This window comes from Streptomyces sp. NPDC047061 (assembly GCF_040643955.1).
In the GTDB taxonomy this organism is placed as follows: domain Bacteria; phylum Actinomycetota; class Actinomycetes; order Streptomycetales; family Streptomycetaceae; genus Streptomyces.
Map to the genome: position 1 here is coordinate 138,943 of NZ_JBEYVI010000005.1, position 17,825 is coordinate 156,767.

The 17,825-nt window shown below is 68.9% G+C and carries 10 protein-coding genes and 1 tRNA gene; 3 read left to right on the plus strand and 8 right to left on the minus strand.

The annotated features are described in order from the left end of the window. The coding region (locus ABZ887_RS11165; RefSeq protein WP_361286097.1) for a helix-turn-helix transcriptional regulator at positions 1–1,695 on the minus strand (1,695 nt) is incomplete at its 3' end. Between the two features lie 120 nt (positions 1,696–1,815). Here ABZ887_RS11165 and ABZ887_RS11170 point away from each other — a divergent pair. Both ABZ887_RS11170 and ABZ887_RS11175 read left to right on the plus strand, forming a co-directional pair. After that, positions 1,816–2,016, plus strand: a complete 201-nt coding sequence (locus ABZ887_RS11170) for a hypothetical protein (protein ID WP_361286100.1) — start codon at positions 1,816–1,818, stop codon at positions 2,014–2,016. Positions 2,017–2,345: 329 nt separating this feature from the next. Beyond that, positions 2,346–2,534: a hypothetical protein gene (locus ABZ887_RS11175; RefSeq protein WP_361286103.1), complete on the plus strand. Its 189-nt coding sequence runs from the start codon at positions 2,346–2,348 to the stop codon at positions 2,532–2,534. 482 nt (positions 2,535–3,016) lie between these two features. Here ABZ887_RS11175 and ABZ887_RS11180 read toward each other — a convergent pair whose 3' ends face one another. Continuing rightward, positions 3,017–4,234 (minus strand): hypothetical protein, encoded by a 1,218-nt coding sequence (locus tag ABZ887_RS11180; RefSeq protein ID WP_361286703.1) that lies wholly within the window; start codon positions 4,232–4,234, stop codon positions 3,017–3,019. Between the two features lie 546 nt (positions 4,235–4,780). After that, complete coding sequence (locus ABZ887_RS11185) at positions 4,781–5,833, minus strand: hypothetical protein (RefSeq protein ID WP_361286106.1); 1,053 nt, start codon at positions 5,831–5,833, stop codon at positions 4,781–4,783. A gap of 152 nt (positions 5,834–5,985) precedes the next feature. Between ABZ887_RS11185 and ABZ887_RS11190 the strand changes: the two genes are divergently transcribed. Continuing rightward, positions 5,986–6,189, plus strand: coding sequence for a hypothetical protein (locus ABZ887_RS11190; RefSeq protein WP_361286109.1), 204 nt, complete (start codon positions 5,986–5,988; stop codon positions 6,187–6,189). Positions 6,190–6,274: 85 nt separating this feature from the next. Here ABZ887_RS11190 and ABZ887_RS11195 read toward each other — a convergent pair whose 3' ends face one another. The 5 genes from ABZ887_RS11195 to tmk form a co-directional block, all read right to left on the minus strand. After that, positions 6,275–10,552, minus strand: a complete 4,278-nt coding sequence (locus ABZ887_RS11195; protein WP_361286113.1) for a hypothetical protein — start codon at positions 10,550–10,552, stop codon at positions 6,275–6,277. A 415-nt stretch (positions 10,553–10,967) separates the two neighbouring features. Then, positions 10,968–11,041: transfer RNA gene (locus ABZ887_RS11200), tRNA-Thr, on the minus strand. A gap of 107 nt (positions 11,042–11,148) precedes the next feature. Beyond that, positions 11,149–12,699, minus strand: coding sequence for an alpha/beta hydrolase (locus ABZ887_RS11205; protein ID WP_361286116.1), 1,551 nt, complete (start codon positions 12,697–12,699; stop codon positions 11,149–11,151). Between the two features lie 190 nt (positions 12,700–12,889). Then, entirely contained in the window at positions 12,890–14,095 is a 1,206-nt protein-coding gene (locus tag ABZ887_RS11210; RefSeq protein ID WP_361286122.1) for a DNA polymerase III subunit delta', read from the minus strand. Positions 14,096–14,327: 232 nt separating this feature from the next. Next, complete coding sequence (tmk, locus tag ABZ887_RS11215) at positions 14,328–17,699, minus strand: dTMP kinase (RefSeq protein WP_361286126.1); 3,372 nt, start codon at positions 17,697–17,699, stop codon at positions 14,328–14,330. Between the last annotated feature and the right edge of the window lie 126 nt (positions 17,700–17,825).

A 17,825-nucleotide genomic window follows, 5' to 3' on the forward strand; every position in this document is an offset into this window, starting at 1 on the left:
TTTGACCAGGACACTGGGGTCTCCCGCCTTCGCCGCTTCTTGATAGAGGGCTTCGGCCCGCTCGTGGTCCCCGGCCGCCTCCCGCCGACCCGCGAGTTTGACCAGGACACTGGGGTCTCCCGCCTTCGCCGCTTCTTGATAGAGGGCTTCGGCCCGCTCGTGGTCCCCGGCCGCCTCCCGCCGACCCGCGAGGTCGACCAAGGCAACGTCCCTGCCCTCAGCGGCCCGATACCGAAGGTGGTAGGCCCACTGCAAACGACACCGCGTCTCGGCCGCATCGGCCAGGTTGACGAGGTCGTCGCGCTGCGTGAGGTTGCTGTGGGCGGCGTGCCAGAACGACCCAGGAGGGCAAAGGGCTCGGCGAGTACTTCGACCGTGCTGCTCAAGGTAGTCCGCGAGCCGGTACGTCGGCCCGTCGTCTTGGCCAGGGATAGTGGTTTCCAGTGGGCTGCCGGGCGGACGTCGCTGCGGGCGTGAACGAGTGCGGCGGAGAGGAGCATGCTTGCCGTGCACAGGTCTGGCGAGTTCGGAGAAAGCTGCCTCTGCCCAGTCGTCGCTGATCTGGTCGAAGTCGTGCACGCTGAGATAGTCGGTTGCGGCATCGGTGAGAAAGTCCTGCGGCAGATAGACTCCTGCGCCGAGTCGGCGTGCATCCATCGCCGCTTCCAGCACTGCTCTGGCAGCCGGTGTGCTGTGTTCATAGCGGCGCAGCAACTCGGGGGCTCCAGCGAGATCTTGTGTCACTCGTCCATCGGCCGCTGTCCGGTTCAGCGCATCGGCCAGAGCCCTGTCACCCTTGTGACCGAGAGCCTGTGCCTGGCGCAATGCCTCCTGGTCGAAGGTCTCCGGAGTGGTGAGTATCCGTCCGGACAGGAGCTCCCGTACGCGGCTGTGGGGGTCCTCGCCGCCGGGCGACGGAAGGGCCGTGTACTGGTCGACGTACTCGGGCCAGAGTGTTCCGAGCACGAGAACTGGCTGGCGCCCGGAGTCGTTGAGCAGACTCTGCACAGCGGCGGCAACCTGCTCACCCACGCGGGAGTGACCGAGATAATGCTGAGCCTCGTTCAGCCAGACGACCGTCTTCCGTGGCACTCGCGAGAGATCCTCAAGGGCGGCTTCGGCTCGCGTGGGGTCGAAGGGATGCCACAGGTTCCACTCCCGGTCAGCGAGCGGCTGAACAGCTTCCCAGCATGCTCTGGTCTTGCCGGTTGACGATGTGCCGACCAGAACGACGATGCGGCTCCGGCCCTGCGAGGCATCCCGAACGACCTCAGCAAGGACCCGGTCGTGGGCACGTGGTACATAGGTGGGCAATGACGGCTCCAACGCGGTGCCCTGTCCCTGCCCGTCTATCGCAAGACCAGCAGGGTGAACCTCCAAGTCGTGCGGACTCCACTCGCTGATCGGCTTGCCCAGACCGTCTGACCCTGCGGACGGAGCCGACACACCGCATGCCAGCCGCCGTAAGTCCATCAGCTCCATCCCTGGGAGACGGAGAACTCGGGCGAGAGCCGCAACAGTTTCGGCCGACGGAATTGAGGCGCCGGCCTGGAAGGCCTGCTGCACCGTAGTGCGGCCCAGCCCGGCCTGCTTGGCGAGCTGCGTCTTGCTCAGCCGCGCGTGTGCCAGCCCATCGGCCAGCCTCCCGCGCAGTTGGATGAGTGCCTCATCGCGTTGATCCTGCTCGTCGTACACCTATCCGCCCCCGACCCGGTGTGTTCGTCAGTGTTCATCTTCATCCGGCCGAACCCCGCCGAACAGCGTTTCCAGGACCTTGGGGCACGTCAACACCTCACCGCCCTCAGGGAGTTTGTCGTGTCCGTACTAGCTGTCGTTCTGCTCGTTGTCGGGCTGCTGCTTGCTCTGGCCCTGCTGGCTGCCGCCGCGGCGGGCACCCTCGCCCGCATAGATGGCGCCACCTACCCGGCCGCCCTTGCCCGGGCCGCCACCGCATTCCTGGCAGTCCTCACACTGGCGGCCGCTGTGACGGGAGCCCTCGCCTCGGTACTGAGGTGATCGGGTTCCGTAAGCAAGCCGCGGTGAACAAACGGGCACCCCAGGGCAGGCCCTCCCCGGCCCCGCGCAAGCCGCCTGATCAGGAAGCGTCGCTGGTCCGAGACAGCGTCGGCCGCCCTACCGGCCTGACTACCCAGCGCCGGCAGGAGCCGTGACCGGCCCCCTGCCCCGGTCACGGCCTCGCTGGTGTCGAGGTTGGTCATCGGCTGATCGGCAGCAGCCCGCGACCGCGGTCCGCGCCAGGGAGGCGAGACTCCTAGAACGGCGTAAGGTCCCCCAAAGAAGAAAAAACGGTAGTAGATGGGGTACCCGATTGTCATCCTGATCGGGTGGACGGAGCAGAGAACTGGTTGAGCCTGCCCCGGCCCCAGTGGTCGCATCATGAGATCGCCATCTGGGGCGGGGCCAGCGAAGATGATCTCGCCATCGCAAACGGCTACCTGGAGGTAGCCGAGAACGCCGCGCGGCACTGGATCACCCACGGCCCGAACGACTTCTTGCCCATCCCGATCCTCTAGAACTACCGACACAGCATCGAACTGACGCTGAAGTGGCTGATCCGCACTGCGGCACGCTGCGCGGTTCAGGAGGGCTACAGGGGCCCCGAGGACCTGAGCCCCGCCAAGCTGGATGAGCGGCTGCGCACCCACAACATCAGAAAACTGGCGGACTGTCTCAACCGCTACCTTGCGCTCCTAGATCTGCCGAAGCCGGAGCAGCGCATCGACCCGGAGTCCTGGAAACAGCTGAACTGGCTGGACAGCGAGGACGCGACGGGCGAGACCTTCCGCTACGCCGTGGTCGGCCATGGCCCCCACCGTGCTGCGGCCCGCCCTGTTCAGTAGAACGTGAACTTCTACGAGCAGGTGAACGAGCTGCACAAACTGGCCCACCTGCTGTGGGGCGGCTACGCCTCTCACCTCAGCGTCTACGAGTACTGGCAGATGGAGTACATCGAGGAGATGCGCGCTGCCGGGTATGGAACCAGTCGCAGCCGTCGCTACGGCGTCGGCTTCTTGTGGCGGTCGAGCAGTTCAGTGAAGAAGTCGGCAAGGACCTGCGGGCTTTCTGACTGAGTGAGTTCCCAGCCGCCGAAGCGGTAGATCTCGTAGCCGGCCAGTCGCAGGCGGCGGTCCTCGGCGACCATCTCCGAATAGAGCCTGGGCGAGGCGGTGTAGGTGACGCGGCCGTTCTCGTCGGCCGGGTTCTTGGTGCCGTAGTGGTGGGCACCGTCAACCTCGATGACGATCCGGGAGCGGTCGGGAGCCAGCAGGAGGAAGTCCATGCGCTGCCGGTACACGGCACCGCTGTGCTCGCTGCTTCTACGGGTGTAGGGGTCGTAGTGCAAGTAGACCTGAGGGATCAGGGCAGGCAGGTCGAACCCATCGGGTTCGGCGTAGCGGGTGCAGTAGGTACGCAGAAGCGTCTGCTCGGGCAGCGAGTCCAGGGAACGGTACAGTCGTCGGTACAGGGCATCAGCAGCCGTGGGTTCATCGGCGTACGGCTGGTGGTTCGTCACCCACCAGGTGACGATCTGCCGCCAGGTCAGGCCGTGCGCCGGCAACGGGTCGCTGTACACGAGGCAGTTCTCTGCGTTCTGGACGATCTCCACGTCGTTGTTCACGGCGTCCCGCAGCACGATCTTCGGCTTCGGGCCGACCGCTGCGAAGATCAGGTTCTTGAAGGTTCCGCGGGGACCGTTCGTGAAGCGCCGCTCGTATTCGATCTCCTGCAGTTCCTCCAGGGCCTCGCGGGTCGGCCCGAGCAACTCTTCGATGCACTCGCGGCGTGCCTGCCAGCCGCCCCCGCCGGACATGTCGTTCTTGCGCCAGTAGTCGTAGAACCCGCTGTGGTGCCGGAACGGCAACTGCGGAGGCTCCAGTCCCAGGCGACTTAGGACCGCTCGGTGCGCCTTGACGGCAAGGACGACCTCCTCGTCGTTCATTCGCTCGTCGTGGCTGGTGCCCCTGGCGACGAAGTCTTCGTGCAGCAGCCGGGTCAGGGCCACGGCCACATCCAGGTCCGCCTCGGCGGGCAGCGGACCGAAACGTAGGGACTCCATCAGTTCGACATCGAGCCTCCAAAGCTGACACATCCACTCGCCAGGCCGACGCTCGGCCCAGTTCACCGTGTCGTCGGGCTTGGTGCGGAAGAAATCGTCTGTGTGCACGCCTGCGCCTCCCCATACCGCCAGCGATGTGATTGTCTCCGCCTCCACTGACAACGCGAGACCGTTCTCGCCGATGGGCCCTATGTGACGGTGGATCGCTGCCGCTCCGCTGATCCTCGTGCGGCCGGGTCCTACGGGAACAAGCCGATGATCTCTCTGGCGGGACACCCAACCCCGATGAAGATGGCGGAGGGGGGCGGTCCAGTCGCCTGCCGAGCAGGTGCAGGCGTGGCTCGTCCACCACCTAGGATCCCTCGATGACGATGTGGCCGCGTCGCCCTCGGAGTTGGTGCGGCACGAGGTGGGACGGAGCGAGCCGGAAGCCTGTGCACCAGATGATCGTGTCGGTCTCGGCGCGGGCGCCCTCGACCCCTTCGACCGGGGATGAGTCGCGTGAACATCCGACTCACCTTGAGCAGACCGGGCTCTCGGGCCTGGCAAACAGGCGGGACAGCAACGATGCCCTCGATGGAGGCGCGCCCCCGGCGTCGGTGTGTTCCGGGTCGAGAGCGCGGCGGCGGGCAGTCGTCACACCGAGGTGGGGCCCGTCGATGTCGTCAGAGAGGAGGCACGGCGGGCACCGGGTGACCCGGGTCAGGTTTCATCGTCCGGCAGTTCGGGCCAGTCAAGCTCCATGAAGCCGGTGTTCTGATCTGCCCACATGTGCCGAAGGTCTCGCACGAACTCGTCTGGCGTGATCGCCTTTTCCGCATTCAGATCCCCTTCGATTGAGAAGGAGAGGCACTCGCCAGGTTCATTGATAAATGGAGGTGGAGAGCTTAGGTCATTCCAAATGCCGTATCCACCGCGAGCCAAGTCACGAACGAACCAGACCAGGTACTCCGTTGTGGCCCAGCCATCACGGTGAGGGCCAGCGTCGAATACGCGCGCACCCTCCTCGGCAGGGAGAACGCCCCACCCGATTCGCCACCACCCAGAGCGGGGGTGCGAATCATGGACGTCGGGCATTTCGAAGTACAGCGGGACGATACCCGGCAGAACAGCAAAGACAGCTGCGGCGCGGCGCATGGCGTCAGGAACTCGATCTTCGTCTGGGCCTTTCTCTGCCAGGGGACGCCTCCACGCCTCAAGCGGCGGTGGCTCCATTCCTGCGGAACGGTGGATGTACCGAGCCCGGTCTTCCGCCTCCTCGAGCACGGAGAACTCGTCGTCACTGACAGCATTGACGTCGTAGCTGTTCCGGCCTCGGAGGAGAACGCGAGCCTGCATGAGCACATCGCGTGCCCGAAGACCCGGGGCTAGCTGATCCGCCGGCACCTCACAAACCCCAGGGCGCATGAGAATCTCCAACGCGTTCCGAAACAGTTGGCGATCCCGAGCTCGCGACTCAGAGACAGCTGCAGAGACTGCTTTGGCGCTGATGCCTAGCTCAGCAGCGACGGATTCGCCTGTATGCCCAGGCCGCAGCGTCGCTTCGTAGATCGCTTGGCGGCGCACCCGCCCAATGGCACCTTGAACGCTCCGCGCCTGCTCAGCCAAGTCGTCTGCACTTCGAACTCGAGCAATGGGGTCCGCGATGGCCGCCAGCCTTGCCAGAGCGCGCTCCGTACGCAGGCCCTGGGTGTAGTCGTCGACGCCATGCGTGGGCGCGACGTCAAGCGCATCCCTGTCGCGCTGATCGGCCATCCTGAAGCCCACCGTTCCGGTTGAGGTGCCCCGCCCAGGACACACATTACCCCCGCCCTGGACTTTTTTCCAGGGCGGGATCTACCATTTCGACGACGGCAGCGCCACACCCTCCTGGAGCCGAGCCGACCATGACCTGAGGACTGTGACCGATGAGCGACAACGCTGGTGTACGTGTCCTACTGCTCCTAGTAGCAGCCCTGATCAGCCTGGTCGTCGCCTTGGTAACTGGTGCACTTGCCCGCTCGGGTGGAGCGAATATGAGCAATGCGATCCAACGCGCGGGTGTCACCTTCGGAGGCACAGCAACCTTGATCATTCTTGCCATGAACGCCGTCGGCCTGTTCCCCTCTTGAGGGAGACAGGCCGTCTTTGCAGTCATGAAGTTCATGCCGCTACTCGCGGTCCAAGGTGAATAACTGCCATCGATCAACATCGCTACTAGGTTGTGTGCGCGGGAGGATCGTGGGGCTTGGCACGCCAAGGATCGTTGGCTCCGGGGAGACGGCAGTCGAGAACCTTCGCCGCGACAATGGCACCGTACTGGTCGCGCTGTTCCTGGGCGCGTACATCCTGTCCATGCTGCAGGTCACGGATAGTGTGATCCTCTGATGCGTGGTGTCGCTTCCTGCGCATTTCGCGGTTCCAGCGGTCGCAGTCGAAGTAGCCGATGAGGTAGATGCCTGCGGTACCGGGGGTACGCAGGTAGTCGCGGACAAGCTGGTCGGCCAGGGCAGTGGACAAGTCTCGGTGCCAGCATCCTTTGCATTCGATGACTACCGTCAGCGTGCCGTCGCTGCTGCTGGTGGGCGGGGTCGTGGCTTGGATCTGAATGTCGGTACGTCTGCCGGGAAACCCGGAGCGGTCGACTTGGACCTCGCGGTTGATCACGACGCGGTTTCCACCGATGTCCTGGCGCAGGAGAGCTGCGACCATGTCGCTGAAGTCTTCTTCCCAGCACGGCCACCAGTCGGTGTGATCCACTGTCCACTTGTCCCGGTTCCACAGGTTGACCACAAGGCCGTTGGACCCCTGAAGCACAGCCTGGAGGCGGTCGAGGCTGGCCAGCACGATGTCCTGGAGATGCCGTGCGTCGGTGGCGGTGCGCAGATTGGTGTCTGCGGCCAGGCGCCGAAGTTGCTCCGGAACCAGGGGTTGAGCCTGAAGTTCGGCGACCTCGCGGGCCGTGGCCTTAACGTGCCGACGCAGGTCTGCAAGTTCGGGATAGTGAGTCGCGAGACCGGTCAGCTCTCGGACCGCTTCCGGGCTGGTCTTGGAGATCAGCAGGCCCAGCAGCCCTCGGTGCAGGTTGCTGCGAGCGTCGGTGTAAAAGCCACCCTCGAACTCGTAATCCCGGAGACGGGTGATACCGATGTGGTCGGTAACCATGGTGTACAGGTCAGCGAGGTCAGTCTCGGGCAACTGGCCGGTCCCGGACGGCCAGTTGCCCTTGGGGTCGGCGACGATAAGGCGTTCCAGGAAAGCAGCCAGAACGCCGGCGGTATCCAGGGTTGCCCTGATGACGGGCCAGATCTCGGGCAGTTGTGGTTGTCCCATTAGCGCCGCGGCGGCGCGGGTCCATCGCGAGCTGCTCCGCGCGGCGTCTCGTTGAACGTCGGGGTCGGTCACCGCGGCGGACAGGATTTCTTGGGCCGTTCGGTCTCCCGCCAACGCGAGTGAGGTCAGGACGCCGGCCCACTGCAAGTCGGTGCGGCCCGGATCGGTGGCCCAGTCGCGCAAGGTCTGAACCGCATCAGGAACGGCGGTACGGGCGAACGCGGTTGCCAGACTGTTCAGTTCCGGCTCGCTGCAACCGCCTAGCGCCTGGTGGAGCAGGGTCGGCAGTTCGTGGCCGGCCAGCCGGGCGCACTGTGTGATGAGGCTGCGCCGTAGTGCGGAGTCGTCGGAGTCGTGGCAATCGTGGGCCGCCAGTGCCACGGCAGCCACAGCCGCTCGACGGGTATGGTGGTCGAATGCCTCGGCCAGGTGCGAGGCATCAAGCAGGGCCAGCGCGGTCAGAGCAGTGGCTGCCCGGTCCCAGTCTGCTGTGGCTGGAGTGGCCGCTACGCCATTGAGGGCTGCTGAGCGGCGGGCGACGGTAACAGCCGCGTCCAGCAGCAGACGGTGCAGTTCGCTGCCTTCATGTGGGAAAGACGGTGCAGCAGCCACGACGCCCAGCCTGTCCTGCGACGCCTCGCTGCCGTCCGCGGTGCGGTACAGCTCGGTGGTGATGTCTTGCCACAGCCGCTCGGGGGATCCCTCTCCGGCGCTGAGCGCGGTGAGGGCAAGCCGTAGGCGGGCTTCGTTGAATGCCAGGCGGTGGCACTGTTCTTCCTGCTCGCGCTGTTGCCGGGCTTCTTCCTCCGCGCGGGTGTCCCACCGTGCAGTGGCGGCCTTCAGATCCGGGTGACGCTCGCGCAGTTCAAGAGCGGACGGCAGGTCCGGATCCGCTGGATCGGGCCACGCCGTCACCAGCCACTCAGCGTGCCGGCGTGCGTCAGGGCTCAGTGTGGGCCACTGCAGAGTCCAGTACACCGAGTCGTCGGTGGAGAACAGGGCAGGGCTGCCTGACCAGGATAGGAGCCGAGTGACCTGGTGGTCATCACCGCGTTCCAGGACACGCTGGCCCAGCTCTCGGCGGATGCCCGGCCGACTTAGCAGCACCTCGCCCACCGGTTGCGCAAGCTGGTGCCGGTCGTCAAAATCGGCACGTCCCGCCAGGGTGAGCAGAGCATCGGCGACTTCGTCGAGCCGCCTGTTCCGTTGTGCAGAGTCACTGTTGGTGTCGCCTTCGTCGAAGAGCGCGATCGCCTGGGCGAGAATGCGAACCGGCAGCCGCACGGACAACTGCGACTCGCCGGACAGGGTCAGACCGGCCCGGGGGTGCCGCGAACCCAGAGTCCGTGTCGCCCACGCCACGGCTTCGTCAACGTCTTCGGGTCTCAGCAGGTTCGGAGCCTTATGGATCAGGAGCCATGCGGAACGGACCTGCGTGGGGTCCTCGGCAGGCGGGATCAGGTCCAGAAATTCGGGCAGCCGCAGATACTGCGGCCACAACCGCTCCAGCGCGGCCGCCGCCAAGTCCGCATCACCGCGCCAGGCCAGCGCCCTCAGCAAGGCCAGCCGCTCCGGGTCTTGTTCCAGGACCGGCAGCCGGCCCAGGTCCGCATCGTTGTGCTCGGCCAACGCCGTGAGGCGGGCCACATGGTCCGCGTCCAGTTCGTTGCCGAGTGCTTGGACGGCCAGGCGGCGCAGTTTCGGATCGATCCCCTGGGTCTCGGCCACTGTCAGCAACTGGTCGTTGAGCTCCGGTAGTTGGCAGGCTCGCGCGATGCGGAGCACTGTGGAGAGCAGCGGAGGTGCAGCCGCAAGAGACAGGTGAGGACGCAGCTGAGAGGACAGCCCGGGGTGCTTCAGTCGGTGCAGCACCTCTCGGTCCAGTTGGACCGTGTCATCGCTGGACACGAGGCCGAGGAGCCGGTCCACCACGGCCTCGCGCTCCTGATCGCGGAGTGCGGTGAGGTCGGCCAGCAACAGCACTTCGGGGTCGTACCGCAGGACTTCGGCGAACAGCTCTGTATCGTCCACCACCCGCCATGCGGCCACCTCGCGGTGTCGTTCCACAACATGACGGGACGTTCCATCACCGATCCACAGCAACTGCCCCTGCGCGGCGTCGTGCATGTGGTGCCGTGCCAGGAACTGGGCAGCCAGGTACTGCTGGTAGCTGTCATGGGCGAAGGCCCAGCGACGCAGCCCGACCTCGACCATCAGCCCGGAATCCACCAACGCCAGCAGTTCCTGCATCCCGCAGTGGTAGGAGACCCCCGCCGCTCCCGGCTCGTCACCGCCGTCAAGATCAGCCAGTGCCACGTCAGTCTCCATGGCACTCGGGGTGTCGTGGATCGCTGCATAGTGGCCGAACTGCATGGCGGCGGCCACTCGGCTCGCGAGTGCCGTCAGGTGATCGGGGGTCAGCGGATTTCCGTCACGGTGGCCGTGGGAGCTCAACTGTCGGCAGGCAAGCCGGTAGGCGTCAGCTACCGTCGAAGGCAGGCCCCACCCTTCCCGTTCGGCTTCAAGCAAGGGTTTCAAGGTGATCGGAGACCAGGCCAGAGCCACCGCACCCTTCTGCTCCAGCCGCCGAGTGACTCTACGGCCGTCGAGGCCATCCCAGGCGGCGGCCGTCTCCACATCGGAACGCGACAGCGGCGTCACACCAACTACCGAGACCTCCTCAGGCGCCCACAGTGACTGGAGGTGCCCTTCCAGACCGCGGGGCCACCGGCCCGAACGGCAGGCGATACGCAGCCGTAGCTGGCTTCTCCGCTCACGACCGAGCTCTTCCAGACAGCCGACCAGAATGTCATCCAGAACCCCGAGTCGGTCCATCCCCTCGTCGAGGCTGTCTAGCAGGACGTATCCGGGGTCACCCGCGGAAACTCGCTCCAGTACTACGGCCAAACTCTGTCGCGCAATGCTCGCTTCGTAGAACCGTCCCCGCGCACTCAGGTCGACCCGCTCCACGACGTGTCCCTCGGACTGCAGCGCCTCGGCTTCCTCGATGAACAAGTCACTCTTGCCGCATCCGCGCTCGCCCAGGACCACAAGCAGTTTGTCCTCACGTCGACCGGCAAGGGGTACCCCTGCTGTCGCCCACGGCAGGTCTACCAGCCAGCCAAAGCGGTCAACTTGGAGCGCCGAGGTGATCGCATGCACGCGGCGGACCCAGGGGTACCGGCCCCCGCCGTTCCCGACCCCGGCCATACGGCTTGCCCCATCCATGCCCGCAGACATTACGCGCGGTATGACCCCACAGGGGCCAGAAGCACCGGACCGTTCTCCGCACTCGGAGACAGAGCACGCCGCCCATCGCCGCAGTGACCGCCAGAACAGGCCCCGGAGGACATCACAGCGCCGCGCGTATCCGCACTGATGTTCACGGACAGCTACGCCCGCCGCCGCAAAGGCAGGCCATCTCCATCGTTTTCGCAACCTTGTTCGGCGATCGAAAATATAGACATAGGCGACTTATCGCAGCTTCGATGTTCCCAGGATGTTCCCATCCGGGCACGAAAAAGGCCCCTCGCGATCCCCACGAGGGGCCACCACTGCCCTGACCTGCACTTTTAAGAGCCGCTTTCGGGATTCGAACCCGAGACCTACGCATTACGAGTGCGTTGCTCTGGCCATCTGAGCTAAAGCGGCGCGTCGCCCGCACTATGGTGCGATCAGCGACTTCGGTAAGTCTACACAGTTTCCGGGGGTGCTCCGTACACGCCCCGGAGCGGGGTCTCCCGGGCTCGTCGCAGGGGCTATGAGCAGCGCTTTCCCTCCGCCGGTGGGGTGCCGTCGAGGAGGTAGGCGTTGATCGCCGAGTCGATGCACGTGCTGCCCCGGCCGTAGGCGGTGTGGCCGTCGCCGACGTAGGTGAGGAGGCGGGCCGAGGAGAGCTGGCGGGCCAGGGACTGGGCCCAGCGGTAGGGGGTCGCGGGGTCGCGGGTGGTGCCGACCACGACGATGGGGGCGGCGCCCTTCGCCTCGATCCGGTGCGGCTCGCCCGTCGCCTTCACCGGCCAGTACGCGCAGTTCAGCGACGCCCACGCCAGGTTCGGGCCGAACACCGGCGATGCCTTCTCGAACTCGGGCAGCGCCTTCTCGACCTGCTCGGGGCCGGTGAAGGCGGGCGGCAGGTCCAGGCAGTTCACCGCGGCGTTGGCGAACATCAGGTTCGAGTAGCGGCCGTCGGCGTCCCGCTCGTAGTAGCTGTCGGAGAGGGCGAGCAGACCCGCGCCGTCGTTGTCCTTCATCGCCGAGCGCAGGGCGTCGCGCAGCTGCTCCCACTCGGCCTGGTCGTACATCGCCGCGATCACGCCGGTCGTCGCCAGGGACTCGGTCAGCTTGCGGCCGTCCGGGGCGCCGGTCGGGACGGGGTGCGCGTCCACCTTCTGGAAGAACGTGCTCAGGTTGTCCGCGATCTGTGTCGGCGTGCTGCCCTTGGGGCCGAGCGGGCAGTCGGTGCGCTTCGCGCAGTCCCTGGAGAAGGACTGGAACGCCGTCTCGAACCCGGCCGTCTGCTGGAGGTTCAGTTCACGCGCGGACAGGGACGGGTCCATCGCACCGTCCAGGACCATCCGGCCGACCCGCTCCGGGAAGAGGCCCGCGTAGGTCGCGCCGAGGAACGTCCCGTACGACGCCCCCACGTAGTTCAGCTTCGGGTCGCCGAGCACCGCCCGCAGGATGTCCATGTCCCGCGCCGAATCCACGGTGGAGACATGGCGCAGCACCTGCGCCGAATGCGCCCCGCAGGCCTCCGCGAACGTCTTGTACTCCCCGACCAGCTGGTCCGTCTCCTTCTGGTCGTCGGGGGTCATGTCGGTCTCGGTGAACCGGTCCATCTGCGGGCCGTTCAGGCACTCGACGGGCTCGCTGCGGGCGACTCCGCGCGGGTCCACGGCGACCATGTCGTAGCGCGCCCGCACCTCGGCGGGGTAGCCGATGCCCGCGTACTGCTGGAGGTAGTCCACCGCCGAGCCGCCCGGCCCGCCCGGGTTGACCAGCAGCGAACCGAGCGGCTTCGCCTTGCCGGTGGCCTTCTTCCGGGCGACCGCCAGCCGGACGTCACCCGCGCCGGGCCTGGCGTAGTCCAGCGGGGCCTTCATCGTCGCGCACTGGAAACCGGGGACCCCGCAGTCGCGCCAGGTGAGCTTCTGGCCGTAGTACGGCGCCAGCGCGGACGGCGTCGAACGGGGCAGTGCGGCCAGCTGGGCGGTGCCGGCCGAGGTGGCCGCCGACGTCGACGCGTCCCCCGAGGAGGAGCACGCGGAGACGAGCAGCGCGGCGGCCGAGAGCAGGGCGGCTGCCATGGTCCGGGTCTGGGCCCGGTGCCGATTTCGGGTCCGGCGGGGGATTCGCCTGATGTGCATCAATCGAGCGTAACGCCGAGAAATGATCTCTGTGCCGTGCGTGAGGACTGTGGCTCGTACGGGTGACCCCGGTCAACGCCGTGCACACCCGAGCGCCGGACGTCGTCCCACGCCCGAGCCCTGGACGTCGTCAGCCCGCTCTGAGCGCCATCGTCATCGCCTCCACCGCCAGCAGCGGCGCCACATTGCGGTCCAGGGCCTCCCGGCAGGCGCCGATCGCCTCGATCCGGCGCAGCGTGGCCTCGGGCGAGCCGGCCCGGGCCAGCCGCTCCAGGGCGTCCTCGGCGTCCGCGTTGGCGATCGCGACCCTGGATCCCAGCTGGAGGGCGAGGACGTCGCGGTAGAAGCCGGTGAGGTCGGTGAGGGCGACGTCGAGGCTGTCGCGCTGGGTCCTGGTCCGGCGGCGCTTCTGCATGTCCTCCAGGTCCTTGATCACGCCCGCCGTCCCGCGCGGCAGCCGCCCGCCCTGGACCGCGCCGAGCGCCGCCTTCAGCTCCTCGGTCTCCTTGCCGTCCATCTCCTCGGCGAGCTGTTTGGCGTCCTCCGCCGCCGCGTCCACCAGCTCCTGGGCCGCCTTCAGGCAGGCGCCGACCTCGTCCAGCCGCAACGGCAGCTTCAGCACGGCCGCGCGGCGCTCACGGGCGGCCGGGTCGGTGGCCAGCCTGCGGGCCCGGTCGACGTGCCCCTGGGTGGCGCGGGCGGCGGCGGCGGCCACCTGGGGCTCGATGCCCTCACGCCGGACGAGCATGTCGGCGACCGCCTCCACCGAGGGCGTGCGCAGGTTCAGGTGCCGGCAACGGGAACGGATCGTGGGCAGCACGTCCTCCAGGGAGGGCGCGCAGAGCAGCCAGACCGTGCGGGGGGCGGGCTCCTCGACGGCCTTGAGGACGGCGTTGGCCGACTTCTCGTTCAGCCGCTCGGCGTCCTCGACGAGGATGATCTGCCAGCGGCCGGTCGCCGGGGACGTGTACGACTTGCGGACCGTGTCGCGCATGTCCTTGACCAGGATCTCGGCGCCGACGGCGGCGACGGTGGTGACGTCCGCGTGGGTGCCGACCAGTGCGGTGTGGCAGCCGTCGCAGAAGCCGCAGCCGGGGGCGCCGCCCAGGGCCCGGTCGGGGCTCACGCACTGGAGGGCGGCGGCGAAGGCCCGTGCCGTCTGGTTGCGGCCGGCGCCAGGCGGGCCGGTGAACAGCCAGGCGTGCGTCATCTTCGACGACTCCGGCAGCGGCCGGTCGGTCGCGGCGGCGGTGACGAGGGCGTCGGCGTCCCGGGCGGCGGCGGTGAGCACCTCACTCACCCGCTCCTGCCCGACGAGGTCGTCCCACACGGTCATGGGTCACGCCGCCCTTTCGTCATAGGTACCGGTCCCGACAGGCACCGGTTCCGACAGGTACCGGTCCCGGAGCCCACCGGTTCCGTGGTCCGGACTCCATTGTGCGGGTGCCCACTGACAGCGGGGTCCGCGGGCGACCGGGACAGCCGGTTCCCCCGCCCGCCCATGCAACGGCAACGGGGGCGGCACCGGCCGGCAGTCCCGGCCCGCACCGCCCCCGCGCACCGGAGCCTCAGCCGCGCCGACCGCGACCCCGGCGGCCCCGCTCGTCGTCGTGATCCGACTCGTCGTACGACCCCAGCAGCTCGTCCGCCAGCGACGGCAGGTCGTCCAGCGGGGTCTCCTCGGCCCAGTCGGGCCGGGGACGCCGGCGCGGGGCCGGAGCGTCGGTGTCGACCTGCGGCAGCTCACGGGTGCTGCCCTCGGAGCCGTCGGGGTTCCCGCCCGCCCGCTCGTCCCGGAAGAACCCGGGCGGCATCCGGTCCGCCGGGGCGTCGGCGGGAGCGGCGGCATCGCCACGCACGGGAGGCAGTACGGCGGTCTCGTCGGCCGCGCCGGACGGCACCGGCGGCAGTACGGCCGTCTCGCCGGCAGCGCCCACCGAAGGCAGCACCGCCGTCTCGTCCACCGCGCCCGGCTTCACCGGCGACAGCACCGCCGTCTCGTCGGCCGCACCCGCGGGCCGCCCCGGCGGCTGCGGCAGCTCCGCCGTCACCTCGGCGTCGGACTCCCGGGCCGCGGGCGCCGACTCCTCCCGCACCGGGCGCAGCACCTTCGTCTCGTCGTCCCGGGCCTCCGGCGAACGCCGCCCGGCCTCCGACGCACCTCGCCCGGCCTCCGACTCGCCCCGCCCGGCCTCCGACTCGCCCCGCCCGGCCTCCGACTCGCCCCGCCCGGCCTCCGGCCTCACCACCGGCGTCGGCACCGTCATCGCCTCCGGTGTGACACCGGGAGCCGTCGGCGGCCGTACGGCGGACTGCTGGGCGGCCACGTCGGCCGCTGCCGCCGCCTCCGCCGCGGCGCGCCGCGCCTGCTCGGCCTTGAGAAGGGCCTCCTCGGCCTTGCGCTGCTTCTCCAGGCGCCGTTCCTCGGCCTCGGCACGCAGCCGGGCCTCCTCCTCGGCCTGCCTGCGGCGCTGCTCCTCCTCGGCCTTGCGGCGGGCCTCGGCCTCCGCACGGGCCTTCTCCTCGGCGAGCAGCCGGGCCTGTTCCTCCTCGGCCCGCTTACGCGCCTCCTCGGCCCGCAGCCGGGCCTCCTCCGCCTGCCGTTCGGCCTCGCGGCGCTGCGCCTCCTCCAGCTCGCGGCGCTTGCGCTCCTCCTCCTCGGCGCGCAGCTTGGCGAGCTGCTCCTGGCGCTCGCGCTCCAGGCGCTCCTCCTCGGCCTTGCGCGCGGCCTCTTCCTCGGCCTTGCGGCGGGCCTCCTCCTCGGCCTTCCTGCGCGCCTCCTCGGCGGCCTTGATCTCGGCCTCGGAGAGCGGCAGCACGGTGTCGAGCCGGGCCCGGATGACGGTGGTGACCGACTCGGGCTCCTGGCCGGCGTCGACCACCAGGTAGCGGCCGGGGTCGGAGGCGGCCAGCGTCAGGAAGCCGGCCCGTACGCGTGCGTGGAACTCGGCGGGCTCCGACTCCAGCCGGTCGGGCGCCTCGGTGAACCGCTCGCGGGCGGTCTCCGGCTCCACGTCCAGCAGGACGGTCAGGTGCGGGACGAGTCCGGCGGTCGCCCAGCGGTTGATCCGGGCGACCTCGGTCGGGGACAGGTCGCGGCCGGCGCCCTGGTAGGCGACGGAGGAGTCGATGTACCGGTCGGAGATGACGACCGCGCCGCGCTCCAGGGCGGGCCGGACGACGGTGTCGACGTGCTCCGCGCGGTCGGCGGCGTACAGCAGCGCCTCCGCGCGGTGCGAGAGACCGGCGGACGAGACGTCGAGGAGGATCGAGCGCAGTCGCTTGCCGACCGGGGTGGCGCCCGGCTCGCGGGTGAGGACGACCTCGTGGCCCTTGGCCCGGATCCACTCGGCGAGGGCCTCGGCCTGGGTGGACTTCCCGGCGCCGTCGCCGCCCTCCAGGGCGATGAAGAAACCGTTGGCCGTGGGGGCCTGCACCGGGTCGTCGCCGCCCAGCAGCGCGTCCCGCAGGTCGTGGCGGAGCGGTACGCCCGCGCGGTCGTCGACCTTGGCGAGCACCAGGGCGGCCACCGGCAGGAGCAGCGCGCCGACCAGCATCAGCGTGAAGGCGGCGCCGCCGTGCGCGAACACGAACTTGCCGTTCTCCAGCCGGTGCGGCCCGATCAGCGCGGCCACCAGGGGGGCGATCAGCGCGCCGAGCGCTATGGCGACCCGGACCACCGCGTGCAGGTGCTCGGTCGTCCGCGTCCGGCGGAAGTCCTCGGTCTCCTGGTCGAGCAGGGTGTGCCCGGTGTTGGCGGCGACGCCCGCGCCGATGCCGGCCAGCGCGACGATCAGCAGCACGCTGGTGACGTCCGGGACCAGGCCCGCGGCGAGCAGCGCGATGCCGGTGAAGGCGATCGCGAGTGACAGCAGCCGGCGGCGGGAGAGCGTCGGCAGCAGCGAGGGCGCCGTACGGATGCCGACGGCGACCCCGCCGGTCAGGGCGAGCACCAGCAGGCCGTACAGCACCGGGCCGCCGCCCAGGTCCTTGGCGTGCAGCACGGAGACGGCGACGGCGGCGGAGATCGCCCCGGCGACCGCGGCGCAGGCCAGCACCAGGAGCGGGATGGCGCCGGTGCGGCCGGTGTCGGTGCCGGCGGCGGTCTTGGGGCGGCGCAGGCCCTCCAGCGGCGACCGCGCGCGCGGGGTGCGGGTGCCGGGCACCTCCAGGTAGACCAGCACCGAGAGGGACGCGGCGAACAGGCCCGCCGCCACGTACGAGGCGAGGGCCGCCTGGTGCTGGGCGAACCATGCGATGCCCGTGCCCAGCAGGTTGTTGACCAGGGACGCGACGACCAGGGCGGCGGCCGCGAGCGGGATCGCCAGGAACGTCGTCCGCAGCGAAAGGCGGCGCAGGGCGTCCAGGTGGTCGGGCAGCGGTCGTACCGTCGCGCCCTCCGGGGGCGGGGCGGGCAGCAGCGCGGGGGCCGCGCTCTCCCGGCAGACGGTCCAGAAGCGCTCGGCGACTCCGGTGACGAAGGCCGTCACCAGGACGAGCGTCAGGGCGTTCGCCGGGGTCCAGTCGATCCACAGGGGCGCGATGATCAGCAGGACGGTGCGCAGACCGTCGGCGCCGACCATGGTCCAGCGGCGGTCGAGCGGGCCGTCCTGCCCGGTCAGCGTGGTGAGCGGGCCCAGCAGGACCGCGCCGAAGAGCAGGGTGGCCAGAATGCGCACCCCGAAGACGATCGTCACCGCGAGCGCCGCACCGCGGTAACCACCGCCCAAGGAGCCCTGGGCGACGGCCGCCTGGAGCGTGAGCACGACAAGGACCAGCAAGGCCAGGCTGTCGCCGATCCCGCTCACGAGCTGGGCGCTCCACAACCGCCTGAGCTCGGGTCGGCGCAGCAGCGAGCGGACCGCGCGCTCGCGGGAATCCGCTACCAGCGCGTCGTCCGGATCTGTCTGGGGGGCCGTTGGCTGCTCGGCTCGCGTCATGCTTTCAGCCTATCGGCAGCCACGGACAGCCCGCCGCGCCGTCCACAGGTACACACGCCCCGACACCAAGTTGATGCCGGGGCGTGCACAATGCGAAGCCGATGTGAGGGCCGGAGGCCTTTTCAG